Raw genomic sequence first — 16,802 nt, 5'->3', positions numbered from 1 at the left:
CGACGTTGGAACGCGCCTGAAGTTGGCGTTAACGTCGATGCAACCGCGTTCTGAGCCAGGCTGAGTTATTTTCTTGCCTAACGTGCCAGTCAGCCTTTGGAAACAGCCATCTACTCGAGCCTGAACGGTTCGCGTTGAACTGCAGGTTACCCAGTAAAGGATGCAAGACATGGTGCAACTGAATCGTCGCAGTTTTTTAAAGGGTTTGGGCGCAGCCGGGACGGGCGTTATTAGCAGCAGCAACGCCTGGGCGCTTAACCGTCTCGAGCCTATTGGAGACACCCTGCATCAGGACTACCCCTACCGCAGCTGGGAAGACCTCTATCGCAACGAATGGACATGGGACAAGGTAGGCCACGCTGCGCACTGTATTAACTGCATGGGTAACTGTGCATTTGATGTGTTCGTCAAAGACGGCATCGTGATACGTGAAGAGCAGATCGCCAAGTACCCGGCCGTTAACGCAAAGGTGCCAGATGCCAACCCGCGAGGGTGCCAAAAGGGCGCAATCCACTCTACCTCTATGTACGAAGCAGACCGCATTCGCTATCCGCTCAAGCGCGCAGGCGAACGTGGTGCAGGAAAGTGGCAGCGCATTTCGTGGGATCAGGCAACGGAAGAGATCGCTGACAAGATCATCGACATCTTCGAAAAGTACGGCCCTGGAAAGCTCAAGACGCACCAAGGGTCTGGCAACCAGTCTATGGTGCGCCAGTCTGGTCCCAACCGCTTTGCCTCGCTGGTTGGCGGCATTCAGCTTGATGGTTTCACCACTGTGGGCGACCTTAATACCGGCGCGCATCTGGCCTACGGTAATCCGCTTGAAAGCTTTACGTCTGATGCCTGGTTTGATGCCGATTACATCATGCTGGGCATGATTAACCCCAACGCCACCCGGATTCCGGATGCGCATTACATATGGGAAGCACAGCATAACGGTGCGCGCATTGTTTCTACCGCACCCGACATGAACCCCAGCTCTATTCATGCCGATCTGTGGATGCCCATTAAGCAAGGCAGCGATCCCTATCTGGCGATGTCATTCGTTAATGTCATCATCGATGAAAAGCTGTACAAGCCGGCGTTCATGAAAGAACAGACCGACTTGCCGATTCTTGTGCGTGTTGATAATCAAAAGCTGTTGCGAGAATCTGATCTGGAAGCCTCTGGCTCAGATGAGGTTTTCTACCATTGGGACTTGAACACCGGCAAGGCGGTCAAGGTCAACGGCTCTATGGGGTCGGAAACCAAAACCTTGAAACTGGGTGACGTTGATCCTGCACTCGAGGGCCAGTTTACGGTGAACGGCATTGCCGTCACCACAGTTTTCGAGCAGGTTAAAAAAGAAGCTGCCAAGTTTCCACCAGAAAAAACACGCGCCTTCACCGATCTCGACCCAGAGATGGTGCGCCGAGAGGTGCGCCGCATGGCCAATGCGCGCAAGGCCATTGTGATGCTGGGCTATATCATTTCGCGTTATTCCAACTGTCTGTATACAGGCTGGTCTTATGCGCTTGCCATGGCGTTAACCGGCCACGGTGGCAAGACCGGCGGCCTGGACACGTCGTGGGTGGTCTGGAACCATCCACGCTGGACTGAGCTGGCCAACTTTGGCGGCAAGAAACTGCCGCGCTACGAAGCCGGTGGTCTGGGCGAGTTTCTGCGCGGCAATATGATTGACGGCGCACGTCAGCACTTTGACCCCGTCAAGCTCAAGGAGCGCGTGGGGTTTAACATCGATGAAATGGAGGCCATGATCAAGGAATCCATCGATGAGGGCTGGATGCCTTACTACGGCGAAATCAAGGGCATGATCACGGTGGCGGACAATACGTTCCGGCGCAACAAGATGGCCGATACTTACCGCAAGGCGCATCTTGAACAGGCCAGCGAGCTTTATGTAAACGTTAACGTGCGCATGGATTCAACCGCCGAGTGGGCCGACTATGTACTGCCCGCCGCCAGCCATTACGAGGCATGGGATCTTCGCACGCAGGGCTTTCACCGTTTCTGTAATGTGTTCACCCGCCCGGTGGAGCCCGTGGGCGACTCCAAGCCAGACTGGGACATCATGGCGCTGCTTACCAAAAAGATTCAGGAGCGGGCCATTGCGCGTGGAGTGTCGTCGTACCCGGATGGAGACGTTACCCGCGATCTGCACACCATTCATGATGACTACACCATGAATGGCAAGCTCATGACGGATTACGACGTTACCAAATGGATGGTGGAAAACTCGCCAGAGTTTGGTGGCGTGACCCTGGAAGAGGCTGCTGAGCGTGGTTTTATCGTGATGAACGAGCATGCAGGTACCAACCAGCCGCTGGTCAAAGATGAGCCATACAACCCGTTTACCAACCAGACTGAAAGCAAAAACCCGTATGACACGCTGACGGGGCGGATCACGTTTTACTGTGATCACCCGCGCTTCATGAAGTTGGGGGCTACCGTGCCGACGGCGCGTCAGCATGCGGGGCCAGAAGCTTCAAAATACCCGCTGGAGTTTTACTCGCCGCATGCGCGCTGGGGCATACATTCAAACTGGCGCTCCAATAAATTTATGCTGCGTCTGCAGCGTGGCGAGCCCAATATTTATATAAACCCGCAGCTGGCGCACCAACGCAATATCAAAGACGGCGATCACGTGCGCATGTTTAACGGCACCGGTGAGTTCTTTGCGCAAGCCAAGTTCTACCCCAGCATTCCCGTCAACTCCATCATGATGGAGCACGGTTGGGAGCCGCATCAGTACATTCAGCGCAAGCCTATGAACAATTCAATGGCTACGTTTTTGCAGCCCTTGGAGCTGGTTGGTGGATGGGGTCATCTCTCGTTCAAGTACGCCATGTGGAATGCCAATCAGGTGGCCCACGAAAGTAGCTATGACATTGAACTGGCCCGACCCGAAGATCTGGGCGATTACAGCTGAGCAGCCTGAGGGGTGCTTACAAGGGAGAACACAATGGCAGTCACACGCCAAATCAGCATGGTTCTGGATCTGAACAAGTGTATCGGATGTCAGACCTGTACCTCGGCCTGCAAGTTGATGTGGACCAACCGCAATGGCCGAGAATACATGTACTGGAACAACGTCGAGACCAAGCCGGGTAAAGGCTATCCGCGCGACTACGAAAAAATGGGCGGCGGTTTCGACAAAGACGGCGCGCTCAAGCTGAGCAAGCAGCCCAGCATGGACGACTATGGCGTTCCGTGGGAATACAACTACACCGAAGCCCTGATGACAGGTACCGACCCCTGGCTGCGACCCAATGTAAAACCCACGTGGGGTGCCAACTGGGATGAAGACGAGGGCGAGGGCGATTACCCTAACAGCTACTACTTTTATCTTCCAAGACTGTGCAATCACTGTGCCAACCCTGCCTGTCTGGCAGCCTGTTCGCGCAACGCCATCTACAAGCGCCAGGAAGATGGCATTGTGCTGGTGGACCAGGAAAGATGTCGTGGCTACCGGTACTGTGTAAACGCCTGTCCTTACAAGAAGGTGTACTTTAACGAAAAAATCTCCAAATCGGAGAAGTGCATATTCTGTTATCCGCGCATTGAAAAAGGGCTGGCTACGGCCTGTGCCCGTCAATGTGTGGGTCGTATCCGCTGGATAGGCTATCTCGACGATACCGAAGGGCCTATACATACGCTGGTCAACAAATATAAAGTTGCTCTGCCGCTACACCCTGAATGGGGTACCCAGCCCAACGTCTTTTATGTTCCGCCGCTGTCCCCGCCAAAATTCGGCAAAAACGGTGAAGAACTTGATGAACCCAGGGTGCCGCTGGCCTACCTGGAAAGCCTGTTTGGTGATGGCGTCAAAGATGCGCTGGAAACCGTTAAAAAAGAACGACGGGCCAAGGCCGAAGGCAAGCAAAGCGAGCTGATGGATACCTTGATCGGCTATGTGCACTCCGAAATGTTCAAGCTCAGTTAACGCGAGGGTGACGAACATGGTCTCTGGTATTCCTATGGCTAATACGCCCCAGCGTGCCGACGCTGCAGGCAGCATTTACAGGCTGGCGGCAGTGGCTTTTGGCCATCCGCTGGCAGAACTGCAGCAGGCGCTTGTCGATGGCAGCTTTCATGCGGCTTTTAATGAACCCTGGCACCAGGTTACTGGGCGAGAATGGCCTCGCTGTGAGCCCAGCGCAGATTTTGCAGCGCTCGAAGCCGGCTATATCGATGCCTTTGTTCATGGTCGCCGTGGCAAGCCGCGTATTTCGCTGCTGGCGGGCGAGTACGAACACCTGCTTGGCGGGCAAACCCGTCCCGTGTTCATGCTTAATATCCAGGCCTTTTATCGGCATTTTGGGCTGCATGCAGCGACCAAAGACGAGGGCCGGGCAGAAGAGCCTGACCATGTGATCGACATGCTCGAGTTTATGGCGGTGCTGTGCCATCTTGAGGCTCGCGCGCTGGAACGTGACGCAGACCCATCGCCCTATCGGCGCGCACAACGTGATTTTTTGCAGCGTTACCTGGTGCCCTTGCTGAACGCCATTCACCATGATCTTGCTCGCCAGAAGGCGTTAGCGCTCGATGCCACACTCATAAGAATGCTTGAAGATCTTCCAGAGTGGACGCGGCAACAGCTCGCTGAGCTTGAAGCGCGGGTTGGCCCTTACGCCGACGCGTCAGCCAGTGTGTCGAATCGGCCGCGCAGCGTGGCACAGAACCTTTGGAATTGAGGAGTTCTCCATGATGAGATTTTGCCCGAGCAAAAAGCTGGCTGTGCTCGCCGCCACGTTATTGTTGGCGACAAGTTCTGTTGCCTTCGCCCAGAAAATAACGACGGAGCCTGACCCCACCGTGCTGGACGTGCATGCCGGTGATACCGTGCATGCTTCCAAATTGCCCGACGGTATTTATCTAAGAGAAGTTAACGATCCAGACGACATCATCTGGGCACGCATTCCCGCCTACCGTACGCTTGTGAGCGCCGCGCCTCCGGTACACGCATCGACCAAACTTCGCTTTGAGCCCAAAGAGGCTCAGTATCTTTACTTTCAGCTGGCGCGTACATCTGAACGTTTTTATGTACGCTTGCGCTGGCAAGACCCCACTGAAAACCGAAAGACCGACGTTGATGCCTTTCGGGACGGCGCAGCGATACAGCTGGCCCTAAACGGTGTGGATACCTCGTACATGATGGGCACCGGCCCCAAAAAGCCCGTGAACATTTGGTATTGGCGTGCAGACCAGGAACAGGTCGAAGACCTGGCGGCTGGGGGCTACGGCAGCACCACCATGCTTCCTGAGCAGCTTGTAACGGGCAAAGGGGTTTATCACGTCGAACGTAACAGCAGCGACAACGAATGGCATGTGGTCATGTCGCGCAAGCTCGCTAGCGCAGGCGAATATCAGGCCGGTTTGAAGAGTGGCGTTATCCCCATTGCATTTGCCATATGGCAGGGTGCTGAGGGGCAGCGAGATGGCAATAAGCGCGTCAGCCACAGCTGGATTCTGGTTAATGTGCTTCCTGCCCCTCCAGCGCCTCAACCGTCGCCATCCACGTCACAGACGCCCTCCAACCCAGAGCAAGCAAAACCTGCGAGCCCGGGTGTTCAGTCTAAAGATGTGCCACAGGCCGGCCAGTTTTATTGAGCTGGTACAACGGAGCCAACCTTGCAAATTTCAACGATTAAACTTAACGACATCAAGCCCCGGGCCGATCAGCCAGATTGCGGGCTGGGTCATGCCTGTCAATTCTGTCCTCGAGAGCCTGACTGTCGCCTGGACAAACCACGTCACGAAAAACTGTTGATAGAAAGCCGTCTGGCACACATCGATCAGATTGTGCTGGTGATGGCGAACAAGGGTGGCGTGGGCAAAAGCACGGTGTCAGCCAATCTTGCGGCCGGCCTGGCTGCGCGAGGCTATCGCGTAGGCGTAGCCGATGCCGATATCCATGGCCCCAACCAGAGTCGATTCTTTGGCTTTGCGGGGGCGCATGTGCGTGTAACCGACCAAGGCTTGGGCACATGCGACTTTACCGAAGAAACGCTGGCTCACCCGATCAAGGTCGGGTCGTTGGCATTTCTGATGGAGCGCGATGACATACCCATTGTCTGGCGCGACGCCTACAAGCACGACTTCGTGCATCACTTAATCGGCTCATTCGATTGGGGCGAGCTCGATTTCATGATTGTCGATATGCCTCCGGGTACCGGCAATGAGCTGATCACCCTCGCCGACATGCTTGAAGGCGCGAACGTATCGGCGGCGCTGGTTACGACACCCCAGGAAGTCGCGTTAATGGACAGCCTAAAGGCCGTGCGCTTCTGTCAGGAACGCGGGCTTCCGGTGCTGGGCGTTGTTGAAAACATGTCAGGCATTACCTGTCCGCACTGCAGTGAAGAGTTTCATCTGTTTCCAAGAGAAGGGCTGGCGCGGCGGCTGCAAGAAACCGGCGTCGAGTCGCTGGCACAGATTCCACTCGACCCCGAGTTGGCACGTGGCTCTGATGAGGGCATGCCGGACGTTCTGGCGCGACCCGACGGCCCCGTCGCCCGCGCGTTCATGCCTATTGTTGATGTCTGTCTGGAACATGCCAAACAACAGTTCGCAGAGGCCGCCGTCCATTCTTTGAACGATGCCTTTGATCAGAACCTGGACTCGTCCATGCTTGAAGAGTCATTGCAGCACGTGCCTGCTGAGCAGCGCGATGCGATTCGACGGGCGCTTGAAGAGGCGCTCGCCGTTGAGCAGCAACGCCTGTCTGGCAACGAAATGGATAAAGCATGAAGCCTCCTGCCTACGCGGAACCTCTCGATACGGTGAACCCTCCCGTCAACCAAGGCCGCAGAAGCCTGTTCCGCAGGCTTGCTCAAGGTACAGACCCGAGCGCGCCGCACAAGGCACCCTGGCACAGGGTGCTCGAGGTGGCAGCGGGAGAGGGTGACGTACTCTGGTCAGGGTGGGCGACAGCACATGAGGCGTTCGTCGTTGGCGATGAAGGCAGAGTGCTGCATTTTGACGGCTCTGCCGATGCCCAAGACAGCCTCTGGCAAACCATGCCTTCATCGACACGCCTGCCCCTGCATGCCATCTGGGGCCGCAGCCGCAACGAACTGCATGCGGTGGGCTGGATGGGTACTGTGGTGAGCTTTGACGGCGAGCAATGGCACCATCGACGGGGCGGCATAATTGATGAGGCGTCCCAACACTATGCGTCTTGTGTTGAGAACTCACCGCTGTTTGATATTACTGGCGATGAAACCGGCCGTGCCTGGGCTGTTGGTGACGACGGCGCCATTGTTTATTTTGATGGGCATACCTGGCAAAATCAACCCAGCCCTACGCGCATCAACTTGCGTGGTATTGCGCGTGCCCCGGGCGGTCGCCTGTTTGCAGTGGGCGGCGAAGGCACCGTTATTACCAGTGCGGGTGATGGGCATTGGGAGGCTTTAGACTGCCCCATAGGCGCAGGCTTTCATGCTGTTGTGGCTTTGTCGGATGACGAACTGCTTATGGCCGGCGGGCGATACTTCATCGACGCCAGCGGATTTCGGGGCGAACTTGTGCGCTGGCGCGACGGCTGCTTTACGGCGGTTGAGGTAGATAAAGCCATGCCACGGCTTAGGTCACTTCGTGCTTACAAAAACGGTGTGTTGATCGCAGGCGACCAGGGGCATTTGTATTATCTGGAGGGCAATCGTCTGGATCAGTTGCGTACCGACAGCCGCCACGATTTGATGGATATTGTTCCCTTGCCCACCGGCGAAGCGCTTACCGTGGGAGACTTCTCTACCATTCTGACCGCCGCACCCGATTTTGTGAAGGCTTTGGCCCCTGATGAGGCCGATCTCGTCAAGAAGTCTGACTGGGATATCCTCGATTCAGGTACCAAACACAATCTTTGGGGCTTGAGGGCTGCCGCTGACGGTTCGGTCTACGCCTGTGGCGATGGCGGCACGGTGCTGCACTACTGCGACCAGCGTTGGCAGGCGTTGCCGGTCATCAATGAGGCGGCGGTGCACTGTTTGTGGGATGCCGGTGACGCCGGCCTGTATGCAGGCGGCCAGATGGGCCAGATATTTTGCTATGACGGTAACGCCTGGCGGGTGGCCTTTGATCTTCATCTGGACATTACCATTCTGGATATGTGGGGTAGTGGTCCAGACTCTATTTATGCCGTAGGCGATGAAGGCCTGGTTTTGCACTGGAATGGTGAAAAATGGAACCGAATGATCAGTGGCACCAAGTCGGCGCTGTACAGCATCTGGGGTTACGACGACAGGCATATTCTTGCCGTTGGCGATTTCGGCCTGGTTCTGCGCTGGAATGGTGAAAACTGGAGTGAGTTCTACGCAGGTACAGAGAACTTTCTGTTCGACGTATGGGGCGATGCTCTCAACAATATTTTTATCGTAGGGCTTTCCGGTACGCTGGTTCACTTTGACGGTGAACGCTGGACGCTAACGCCCACGCGCGCGCGCGACGACTTAATGGCGGTCGACGGCATGCCGGGCGGTCATCCTTATGCTGTGGGTACCCAGGGCAATATTTTGCATTTTGATGGTTTGCAGTGGCAGCCTGAAGAGTCGCCTACATCAATAGGCCTGCGCGCGATCTGTGTATGCCCCGATGGCGCTGTTTATGCTGCGGGCAATCAGGGCATTATCTTGAAAAGACATTCATCTTCAAACAAGGATCAAAAATGAGAATTTTGCCACTGGCAGTAATCCTTCTGGCGATGTCGACGACTGCGGGCGCGGCCGATATAAAGGCGGATGCAGCGGCCGGAGCGACCAAAGCGGCCGTATGCCTGGCCTGTCATGGTGGAAACGGCGCCAAACCCCTCGCGCCGATATATCCCAGCCTGGCCGGGCAATCAAACGAATATCTGGTCAGTTCCTTGCATGCCTATCGCGATGGGCTCCGGCAAGGCGGGATGGCCGCCATGATGACACCCCAGGCCGCCTTGCTTTCCGATCAGGATATCGCTGACCTTGCGGCGTACTACAGCGAGCAGAATCCGGGTGCTACGCCTAAGTAGTGTTTCTGTGCCGCCATGTGCTTCTGGGTTGGCTTACGGCGGCGCTAAAAAGTGTACTCAAAAAGAATACAAACGCTCAGGGTTGTTTACCAGTATCCGTTTTGCCATCGCCTGATCGCCGCCGCACCAGCGGTAGAGTTCGTCCACCAGTACGCCATCATCGGGCATTGAGGTAGACAACTGAACGTGCGGCCAGTCGGTTCCGAACACCAGACGATCGGGCACATGTGAGATAAGGTCTTCGGCCAGCCGTTGAGCGTCTGTAAACGGTGCTGCATCGTGTCTCGAAATTCGGTTTGGCCCGCTTAGTTTCACCCAGCTTCTGCCCTCACGCATCAAGGCTTTCAGATCGGCAAACTGAGGAAGGTCCGGCCCGTTTATGGCCGGGAAATGCCCGATATGGTCGATAACGCTTTCTACCGGCAAGCGTGACAGGCGCCCTGCGAAGTCTTCGAACGAAGCAATGTTAATCAAAAACTGAAGATGCCAGCCCAGGGGGGCGATGCGATTCGCAAGCCGCGCCCCTTCGTCAAAGCCCACCTCTGCGCCTTGAAACAGAAGATTCAGGCGTAGGCCACGGACGCCCAAGTCATGCAGCCTTTCCAGTTCGCTGTCGGTCACGCTGTCATCCAGCACGGCAATGCCGCGCCACGCTATGCCCAGAGAATCTTCACGAGTTCGGGCCAACGCATCAGCCATCAGTCGATTGTCGGTGCCATACACGCTGGGTTGCACCAATACTGCCCGGTCGAACCCAAGATGGCGCAGCAGGCCCGCATAGTCATCGAGCGAAGCATTGTGCGGGGTATAGCCTCGCGGCGATACGTATGGATAGCGGTCTGCGGGGCCGAAGATGTGGGCGTGCGAATCACAGCTTCCGGACGGAAGACGGTTTTTGGGTACTGTGGGATGCGTCACCGGAGGTGCGATGTCGGGTTGTGGAATGGAGCGATTCTTGTCAGTCATTAATACACCTTTATCCAACCAAAGCCGGTAACCAAAGCGTCATTGCCGGCACGAAAGCAACGAGAAGAATCAGTGCAATGAAGACGACCATAAAGGGCAGCAGCCTGACTGCAATGGCTTCAATTTTTAGCCCACTAATTGCCGATGCGACGAACAGCGAATATCCAAGAGGGGGTGTCACCATGCCAACGGCAAAGTTGATAACCACCATGGCACCCAGTTGAATTGGGTCCATACCGATGTGTACCCCAATCGCTGTAAGCACGGAGCTTAGAATGACCATGGCAGATACGGTATCCATAACAGCGCCCAGAATGAGCAGCAACACGTTGATCATTAACAGAATCAGAATCTTGTTGTCGGTGATCGACAACATAAGGTCAGCAAGCTGTTGCGGGATCCGTTCGTTCGCCATAAGGAAAGCGTAGCCATAGGCCATCGCAATAATGAACATAATCATTCCGCTCATCTTGATACTGCGCAGCATGGTTTCCATGAATTTGCGCAAAGTCAGCTCGCGGTAGATGAATACACCTACGATGGTGCCATACAGCACGCCAACCATTGATGCTTCGGTTGGGGTGAAAATCCCACCATAGATTCCCCCCAAAATGACCACGGGTGCAATTAGCGCCCAGATGCCATCGCGCAGGGCAAAGCGTAGCTCGGCACCGGTCATCCGGCGTTCGGCAGGGATATTGCGCCGTTTGGCATACCAGACGCTCACGACAATGAAGCCTGCGGCGGAGAAAAGCCCAGGCAACACACCTGCCAAAAATAGCTTTGCAATGGATTGCTCAGCAAGCACGCCCCAGATAACCATGGGAATCGAAGGCGGGATCATCTGGCCCAGCGGCCCCACGGCGGTGGCTAGCGCAGCGCTGTAATCCCGCTGGTAGCCGTGCTTTTCCATTTCATCAATCATGACGCCACCCACGGCGGCGGTGGTGGCGGGTGCCGACCCTGATATGGCACCAAAAAAGGTTCCTGCCATGACGGTCGCAATGCTTAATCCGCCTGTGAAATGGCCGAACAATGCAGAGGCAAAGCGAACCAATCGTCTGGACAAGCCTCCCGCCCCCATAAGGTCGCCGGCAAGGATAAACCCGGGAATCGCCAGCAAACTGTTGACGTTGGTCCCCGCCAGTACGCGTTGCGCAAAGATGATGGGATTGATGTCGGCGATATACAGCCCGCCAATGGTGAGCGTTGCCAGCACGAATGCAATAGGAATGCCCAGCAGCAGAAGAACAATAAGCCCAATGCTAAGGAATAGCGCAAGTTCGCTCATGATTCGAGTGTCACGCGCGAGTGCGCAGACTCGGATGTCTGACCATCAGGCTTCGCACATAGGTTCAGCAAGGCATAGAAGGTGATCAGGATACCGCCGATAGGCAGCGAGATATCACGCATCCAGATAGGGTAGCGAATGGCCGGAGAGCTCTGGCCCATGGTGAGCTGAATAAATTGAAAGCCCGTCCATGCCATATAGCCGCCAATCATCGCAATAAGAATCCAGATAAATTGGTTAAGCAAACCATACGCTTTGGCGGACATGGCCGGCTCGATCAGTTCCATGCGTACATGGCCGTTTTCGCGAACCATGAGTGCTGCAGCCAGGAAGATGAGCCATGAAAAGCACAGCATGGCCACTTCCTCCGACCATGTCAGAGAATCTTGCATGACATATCGGAAGAAGACGCCGACGAGCAAGCTCAATATCATGACAACAGCGGACAGAACGGTAAGGGTCTGAACCACCGCTGTCAGAACTCTTTCAAGTCGGCGCAACCAAAAATTGGATGAGGGCATTGGACGGGAATCTACCCTGTCAGTTTTTCACTTGGGCAAGCGCGGCATCCATTACTTCGCTTCCAATCGTCTTGCGATACTTATCGTAGATAGTGGATACGCGGTCGCGGAACAAAGACAGGTCGGCAACCTCATTAACCTGCATGCCGGTGTCTTTGATTTTTTGCAAAATCTGCGCTTCGTTCTCGGAGGTGGTTTTGCGCTGACGCGTGATGGCCGCGCGCGCCGCATTGCGAACAGCTTGCTGCTCATCGCTGCTTAAACGGTTAAAACTTTGTTTGGAAACGACCACTGCCAGGGCGTTGTACGTATGGTTGGTCAGTGACAGGTACTTGTTGACCTCAGTCATTTTCGACGAATAGATCACGGGGATTGGAATTTCGAGCCCATCAATGGTGCCTTGCTGTACCGCCGTGAAAACCTCACTCCATGCCATGGGCACCGGGTTGGCACCAAGTGCACGAAAGCTGTCCAGGAAAATATCGCTGGGTTGAACGCGAAGTTTGATACCCTTCAAATCTTCAGGTGTGTTGATGGGGCGGATGTTGTTGATGACATGCCGAAAGCCAGCCTGGGCGAACCCCAGTCCAACAATACCTTTATCGGTGAGCTGTTTGAACATGATGTCACCGGCCTTGCCGTCGAGAACCTTGTGTGCTTGCTCGTAGGATCCATAAAGAAAGGGAAGGTCATTCAACTGGAAGGAAGGCACTATATTGCCAATGAAAGTACCTGTAATGACGGCGGCGTCCAGTGTGCCCAGCTGCAGACCTTGCAGCATTTCGGTTTCGTCACCCAATTGATGGTTGCTGAAGTTCTGAAGTTTGAACTTGCCAGGCACAGCATTTTCAAGCTCCTCGGCCAAATAGTGCGCAGTCATCGCATAGGGATCTGATGGGGCGTCTGGGGTGGTCCAGCCGATTTTCCAGGTGGTTTCCGCCATGGCGGCACCACTGATGGCGGTAGCAACCGTCAGAGCGCCCCCCACTAAAGCCAGCTTGCGAATCAACGAAATGCGCGACTTGAACATGTTTGTCTCCGATGGTGTTTATTTTTTCTAGCCCGGGTTGTGACCCGATTAATTTTCGTAGCCTGGATTGCGACGATCCAGATAACGCAGCATGGCCGGCCACTCCAAAATGCCGAAGGGGCGTCGAACGTGTGGCTGATAACGATGGTAGGTTTTATCGATAACTTCTTGTGAAGGCAGTACAAGTTCTGCGCCAGAGCCCAGGGCATCAACCTGTACGCGGCACGCCATCTCCAGCCAGTACATGGCATTGAATGCTTCGGCGACACTAGGCGAGGCCACGAGTAGTCCGTGGTTGCGCAGTATCATCGCATCCTGTTTACCCAGGTCTACGACCAGCCTTTCCTGCTCATCCAGATCAATGGCGACGCTTTCGTAATCATGGTAGGCCACATCTCTGAAACGCATGGACGTTTGTGCAAGTGGCATCAGGCCCTGCTTCATGGCTGATACGGCCATACCGGCTCGGGAATGTGTGTGGATCACGCACCCTACGTCATGGCGGGCGCCGTGCACTGCACTATGGATCACATAGCCAGCCTCATTGATACCGAACTCTTCGGTGGGATTGTCGAGAATCTCGCCCTTGAAGTTGATCTTTACAAGGCTTGAAGCAGTGATCTCTTCATACATGAGGCCATAGGGATTGATGAGGATTTCGTCATCAGACCCCGGGACGCGTGCCGTAATGTGGTTGTATATGAGATCGCTCATGCCAAACAAAGGCATAAGCCTATAACAGGCTGCCAAGTCGACACGGGTTTGTTGTTCCTGGTCGCTGTATTTTTTCAACACTTCTATCGCTCCAAGTAATTGGGTAAAGCCACCCGAATTTCCAAGATATAACTGCAGCGCTCACCGGCTTTATTCTTTCATGCGACAAACCCAGGGGCAACAAATGAATACACAAGCAAGGGTATTTGCTATGTGGGGTTACGTGTTTCGAAATGCGACGAAGTACAAAACGCTTGGCCTAGCTCAAGCAGGCGAGAGTGGCCTAATTTCCATACATCATCCGCGGTAACACCATGACGATATCGGGGAATACGGTAAAAATTGCGGCCGCGAAAATTAACATCAGAAAGAAGGGGAATGCAGCTTTCGATATGTATATGATGTCCCGGCCGCTTACCCCCTGCAACACGAATAGATTGAGCCCTACCGGTGGGGTCAGCTGACCCATTTCCACAACCAGGACGAGATAAACGCCGAACCAGATGGGATCGATTCCCGATGCCTGGATTGCTGGCAACAGAACTGCAGTCGTCAAGATTACAATCGATATGCCATCAAGAAAGCAGCCCATGACAATGAAGAAAATCATTAAAGCTGCTAGCAGTGCATAGTGGCTCATGCCCATACCGGTGATCCAGCGTGCGATGTCGGCCGGAAGACCTGAATACCCCATCGCCATGGTCAAAAAGGCTGATCCAGCCAGAATAAAGGCGATCATTGACGACGATAAAGTTGCGGCGATCAGCCCCTCTTTGAATGTTTTCCAATTGAGGTCACCAAAGAGCCAGGTCATTAGTAGGGCTAAGACCACGCCAACTGCAGCGGAGTCTGTCGGGCTAGCCAGACCAAGATAAATCGAACCAACGACACCAGCAATCAAGAGTACCACTGGCAACAACCTACGGGATGCCCTTAGTTTTTCGGAAAAGGGCATCGCGGGCTCTTTAGGGGGCATGCGAGCACGTCCTATCACAGACCACAGGGCAACATAGGTCATGTACATGGCTATTATGACAAGACCAGGCAGAATGCCTGCTATAAAAAGGCGGGCGATGGACTGCTCGGCCGCAACGCCATACACGATCATTATGATAGATGGCGGGATAAGCAAGCCTAACGTTGAAGAACCTGCAATCGTGCCAAGCACAAGTTTTTCGTCATAGCCTCGTGCCTTCAGTTCAGGTACCGCAACTTTGGATACCGTTGCACAGGTGGCTGCGGATGATCCGCTCACTGCGGCAAATATGCCCGATGCCAAAATCCCAACATGACCAAGCCCGCCGGGCACGGACCTCATCCAAGGGGCGAGACCAGTGAACAAGTCTTTCGACATGCGAGATCGAAATAAAATCTCACCCATCCAAATAAACAATGGCAACGCCGCCAGCGACCATTCAGTTGAAGAGCTCCAGATGTTCGTACCCAATACATTAAAGACCGGAGCACTGGAGAATAGCAACACACCAACAGCTCCAGTCAAAAACAGCGCAATGGATACCCAAACACCCAAGGCGAGGCTACCAAGCAACGCCAGCACGAGAGTTACGGCCATGACGGTACTACTCATTGCAATGGCTTTTCAAGGTTGTTCTCACTGGTGAGTGCCGTGCTAGTGCCGTCACGACAGATGTCAATTAAGGTGTCGATGGCAGCAATCAGAAACACGATTACGCCGACAAGAATGACTGTTTGTGGGATCCATAGCGGTATTTTCAACAAGCCTACTCCTTGATCGCCCCATTGGTACGATTGGTAGGTGAGGATTGCAAGGCTATACGTGAACATTCCGCCAAGCACAACGCCCAGTGTCGCGACCAGTATTAAAGTTACGCGTCGGACTGGCGTAGGCAAACGGGACTCCAAAAGCGTAACTCGTATATGTACGGCTTTTCTAAGTCCTAGCGCCAGGGAAAGAAATGTAGCGAACGCAAGCGCGTAGCCTGCTAGCACGGCATAAGAGGGAATTAACAGACCAAAGCTTCGCTCAAATAGACGCAGTGAAACAAAGTCAATTATGTTAAAAACCACCTGCCCAAATACCAATACTGCAATACAAACCACCGACGCGGCGGCTAGGCCGCCGCTGACCATGTAAAGCGAATCAAGAGTTTTACGCATCATGACTACTAGGTAAAAAAACTTCGGGGTGAGAGCCAGAATGGCATTTAACGGGAACGGTAGTCTTTGAGAATTGCCGCACCAGTTTCTCCAGCTGATTTACTCCACTCTTCGGCCATTTGCACACCGACTTTCTGCAGGCCGACGTTCAAGTTTTCCGAACCGTCACTGACTTTAATGCCATGCTCTTCCAGGACGTTGCGCTTTGCCAAGTGGTCGGCTTCGGCCATTTTCCAACCGCGCTTTTCAGCTGCTGCAGCTGCATCGAGCACTGCTTTTTGCGCTGATGGCTCAAGCGAGTCAAACGCTTTTTGATTAACGGCTACTACATTTTTCGGCAGATAAGCCTTTACGTCGTAAAAGTACTTGAGATAATCCCAGGCTTTAGAGTCAACGCCAGTCGAAGTCGCTGTGAGCATGGTGTTAACACGACCTGTGGTGAACGCTTGAGCCAGATCAGGGACTTCTACTTGGGCTGATACCGCCCCGACCAGTTGCGCCATGCGTGCCAGTTGAGGGTTATAAACGCGGAATTTTAAACCGCGCAAGTCGTCAATTTTATTGATTTCGCGATCCGAATACAGCCCTTGAGGTGGCCACGCGACCGAGTATAGGATCTTTAAACCTTGCTTGCCGAGCTTTTCTTCGAGCGTTGGCTTGGATGCTTGATAAAGCTTGAAAGCATCGTCGAACGATACCGCGACAAAAGGTACGGAGTCCAAAGCAAAAATGGGATCCTCATTGGCAAGAATAGAGACGAAGAATTCACCGATCTGGATTTGTCGAGATCTGATCGAGTTTTTGATCTCTGGGTGTTTAATTAGCGAGCCTGCAGCATGCACCTTGATTTTGAGCTTGCCATCGGTTGCCTGGTCAATATCTTTTGTGAACTGCAACACATTCTTTGTATGGAAATTGCTTTCTGGATAAGGGGTCGCCATTTCCCATGTTTCGGCATGGGCGACGGCAGCAGTGGTAGACATCACTAACCCGACAAAAAGTGACTTGTATAAACGCATGAAACCCTCCGAAATATTTCTTATAAAGAATTGTGTAATACGAGTGATACTACTATCAATAATATTGTCGATACAAGAATAATAGGTATAGCAAGGGGTAATCCCTTAGGCCTTT

General features: G+C 54.0%; 15 protein-coding genes. 7 read left to right on the top strand and 8 right to left on the bottom strand.

What is annotated here, in order from left to right:
* Positions 1-169: 169 nt before the first annotated feature.
* From FQ179_RS14815 to FQ179_RS14785, 7 genes are read left to right on the top strand one after another with little or no spacing between them, the layout of a single operon-like run.
* Positions 170-2,929 carry a molybdopterin-dependent oxidoreductase gene (locus tag FQ179_RS14815; RefSeq protein ID WP_149398076.1) on the top strand — a complete coding sequence of 920 codons (2,760 nt, stop codon included), beginning with the start codon at positions 170-172 and terminating at the stop codon, positions 2,927-2,929.
* A gap of 33 nt (positions 2,930-2,962) precedes the next feature.
* Complete coding sequence (locus FQ179_RS14810; RefSeq protein WP_149398075.1) at positions 2,963-3,943, top strand: 4Fe-4S dicluster domain-containing protein; 981 nt, start codon at positions 2,963-2,965, stop codon at positions 3,941-3,943.
* Positions 3,944-3,977: 34 nt separating this feature from the next.
* Positions 3,978-4,697 (top strand): molecular chaperone TorD family protein, encoded by a 720-nt coding sequence (locus FQ179_RS14805; RefSeq protein ID WP_188074623.1) that lies wholly within the window; start codon positions 3,978-3,980, stop codon positions 4,695-4,697.
* A 10-nt stretch (positions 4,698-4,707) separates the two neighbouring features.
* A complete protein-coding gene (locus FQ179_RS14800; protein WP_149398073.1) occupies positions 4,708-5,613 on the top strand; it encodes an ethylbenzene dehydrogenase-related protein in 906 nt (301 codons plus the stop codon).
* 21 nt (positions 5,614-5,634) lie between these two features.
* Positions 5,635-6,753 (top strand): Mrp/NBP35 family ATP-binding protein, encoded by a 1,119-nt coding sequence (locus tag FQ179_RS14795; protein ID WP_223146269.1) that lies wholly within the window; start codon positions 5,635-5,637, stop codon positions 6,751-6,753.
* Positions 6,750-8,672 carry a glycosyl hydrolase gene (locus FQ179_RS14790; RefSeq protein WP_149398072.1) on the top strand — a complete coding sequence of 641 codons (1,923 nt, stop codon included), beginning with the start codon at positions 6,750-6,752 and terminating at the stop codon, positions 8,670-8,672. The genes FQ179_RS14795 and FQ179_RS14790 overlap by 4 nt, the downstream gene beginning before the upstream one ends.
* Positions 8,669-9,007 (top strand): c-type cytochrome, encoded by a 339-nt coding sequence (locus tag FQ179_RS14785; RefSeq protein WP_149398071.1) that lies wholly within the window; start codon positions 8,669-8,671, stop codon positions 9,005-9,007. Before FQ179_RS14790 ends, FQ179_RS14785 begins: the two co-directional genes overlap by 4 nt.
* Before the next feature lie 57 nt (positions 9,008-9,064).
* Here FQ179_RS14785 and FQ179_RS14780 read toward each other — a convergent pair whose 3' ends face one another.
* The 8 genes from FQ179_RS14780 to FQ179_RS14745 all read right to left on the bottom strand — a co-directional run bounded on the left by FQ179_RS14780 (position 9,065) and on the right by FQ179_RS14745 (position 16,687).
* Complete coding sequence (locus tag FQ179_RS14780; protein ID WP_149398070.1) at positions 9,065-9,973, bottom strand: amidohydrolase; 909 nt, start codon at positions 9,971-9,973, stop codon at positions 9,065-9,067.
* Between the two features lie 10 nt (positions 9,974-9,983).
* Positions 9,984-11,264, bottom strand: a complete 1,281-nt coding sequence (locus FQ179_RS14775; protein ID WP_149398069.1) for a TRAP transporter large permease — start codon at positions 11,262-11,264, stop codon at positions 9,984-9,986.
* Complete coding sequence (locus FQ179_RS14770; protein ID WP_149398068.1) at positions 11,261-11,785, bottom strand: TRAP transporter small permease; 525 nt, start codon at positions 11,783-11,785, stop codon at positions 11,261-11,263. Before FQ179_RS14770 ends, FQ179_RS14775 begins: the two co-directional genes overlap by 4 nt.
* Before the next feature lie 19 nt (positions 11,786-11,804).
* Positions 11,805-12,815: a TRAP transporter substrate-binding protein gene (locus tag FQ179_RS14765; protein ID WP_149398067.1), complete on the bottom strand. Its 1,011-nt coding sequence runs from the start codon at positions 12,813-12,815 to the stop codon at positions 11,805-11,807.
* 48 nt (positions 12,816-12,863) lie between these two features.
* The gene (locus FQ179_RS14760) at positions 12,864-13,610 is read right to left on the bottom strand and encodes a class II aldolase/adducin family protein (protein WP_255475006.1); all 747 of its coding nucleotides are present in this window, start codon (positions 13,608-13,610) and stop codon (positions 12,864-12,866) included.
* 202 nt (positions 13,611-13,812) lie between these two features.
* On the bottom strand, positions 13,813-15,117 hold the full coding sequence (locus FQ179_RS14755) for a TRAP transporter large permease (RefSeq protein ID WP_149398065.1): 1,305 nt from the start codon (positions 15,115-15,117) through the stop codon (positions 13,813-13,815).
* Entirely contained in the window at positions 15,114-15,671 is a 558-nt protein-coding gene (locus FQ179_RS14750) for a TRAP transporter small permease (protein ID WP_255475004.1), read from the bottom strand. Before FQ179_RS14750 ends, FQ179_RS14755 begins: the two co-directional genes overlap by 4 nt.
* 44 nt (positions 15,672-15,715) lie before the next feature.
* Positions 15,716-16,687 (bottom strand): TRAP transporter substrate-binding protein, encoded by a 972-nt coding sequence (locus FQ179_RS14745; protein WP_149398064.1) that lies wholly within the window; start codon positions 16,685-16,687, stop codon positions 15,716-15,718.
* Positions 16,688-16,802: the final 115 nt, after the last annotated feature.

It is taken from the genome of Pusillimonas sp. ANT_WB101, assembly GCF_008369125.1.
In the GTDB taxonomy this organism is placed as follows: domain Bacteria; phylum Pseudomonadota; class Gammaproteobacteria; order Burkholderiales; family Burkholderiaceae_B; genus Allopusillimonas.
The sequence above is the reverse complement of the archived record's forward strand: the minus strand, read 5'-3'. Positions and strand labels throughout refer to the sequence as shown.

What these genes read in the sequence shown, in the direction of transcription:
- FQ179_RS14750 (WP_255475004.1), bottom strand. Translation starts at nt 15,671, where the DNA reads ATGATGCGTAAAACTCTTGATTCGCTTTACATGGTCAGCGGCGGCCTA.
- FQ179_RS14785 (WP_149398071.1), top strand. Translation starts at nt 8,669, where the DNA reads ATGAGAATTTTGCCACTGGCAGTAATCCTTCTGGCGATGTCGACGACT.
- FQ179_RS14780 (WP_149398070.1), bottom strand. Translation starts at nt 9,973, where the DNA reads ATGACTGACAAGAATCGCTCCATTCCACAACCCGACATCGCACCTCCG.
- FQ179_RS14805 (WP_188074623.1), top strand. Translation starts at nt 3,978, where the DNA reads ATGGCTAATACGCCCCAGCGTGCCGACGCTGCAGGCAGCATTTACAGG.
- FQ179_RS14765 (WP_149398067.1), bottom strand. Translation starts at nt 12,815, where the DNA reads ATGTTCAAGTCGCGCATTTCGTTGATTCGCAAGCTGGCTTTAGTGGGG.
- FQ179_RS14775 (WP_149398069.1), bottom strand. Translation starts at nt 11,264, where the DNA reads ATGAGCGAACTTGCGCTATTCCTTAGCATTGGGCTTATTGTTCTTCTG.
- FQ179_RS14810 (WP_149398075.1), top strand. Translation starts at nt 2,963, where the DNA reads ATGGCAGTCACACGCCAAATCAGCATGGTTCTGGATCTGAACAAGTGT.
- FQ179_RS14800 (WP_149398073.1), top strand. Translation starts at nt 4,708, where the DNA reads ATGATGAGATTTTGCCCGAGCAAAAAGCTGGCTGTGCTCGCCGCCACG.
- FQ179_RS14770 (WP_149398068.1), bottom strand. Translation starts at nt 11,785, where the DNA reads ATGCCCTCATCCAATTTTTGGTTGCGCCGACTTGAAAGAGTTCTGACA.
- FQ179_RS14815 (WP_149398076.1), top strand. Translation starts at nt 170, where the DNA reads ATGGTGCAACTGAATCGTCGCAGTTTTTTAAAGGGTTTGGGCGCAGCC.
- FQ179_RS14745 (WP_149398064.1), bottom strand. Translation starts at nt 16,687, where the DNA reads ATGCGTTTATACAAGTCACTTTTTGTCGGGTTAGTGATGTCTACCACT.
- FQ179_RS14755 (WP_149398065.1), bottom strand. Translation starts at nt 15,117, where the DNA reads ATGAGTAGTACCGTCATGGCCGTAACTCTCGTGCTGGCGTTGCTTGGT.
- FQ179_RS14790 (WP_149398072.1), top strand. Translation starts at nt 6,750, where the DNA reads ATGAAGCCTCCTGCCTACGCGGAACCTCTCGATACGGTGAACCCTCCC.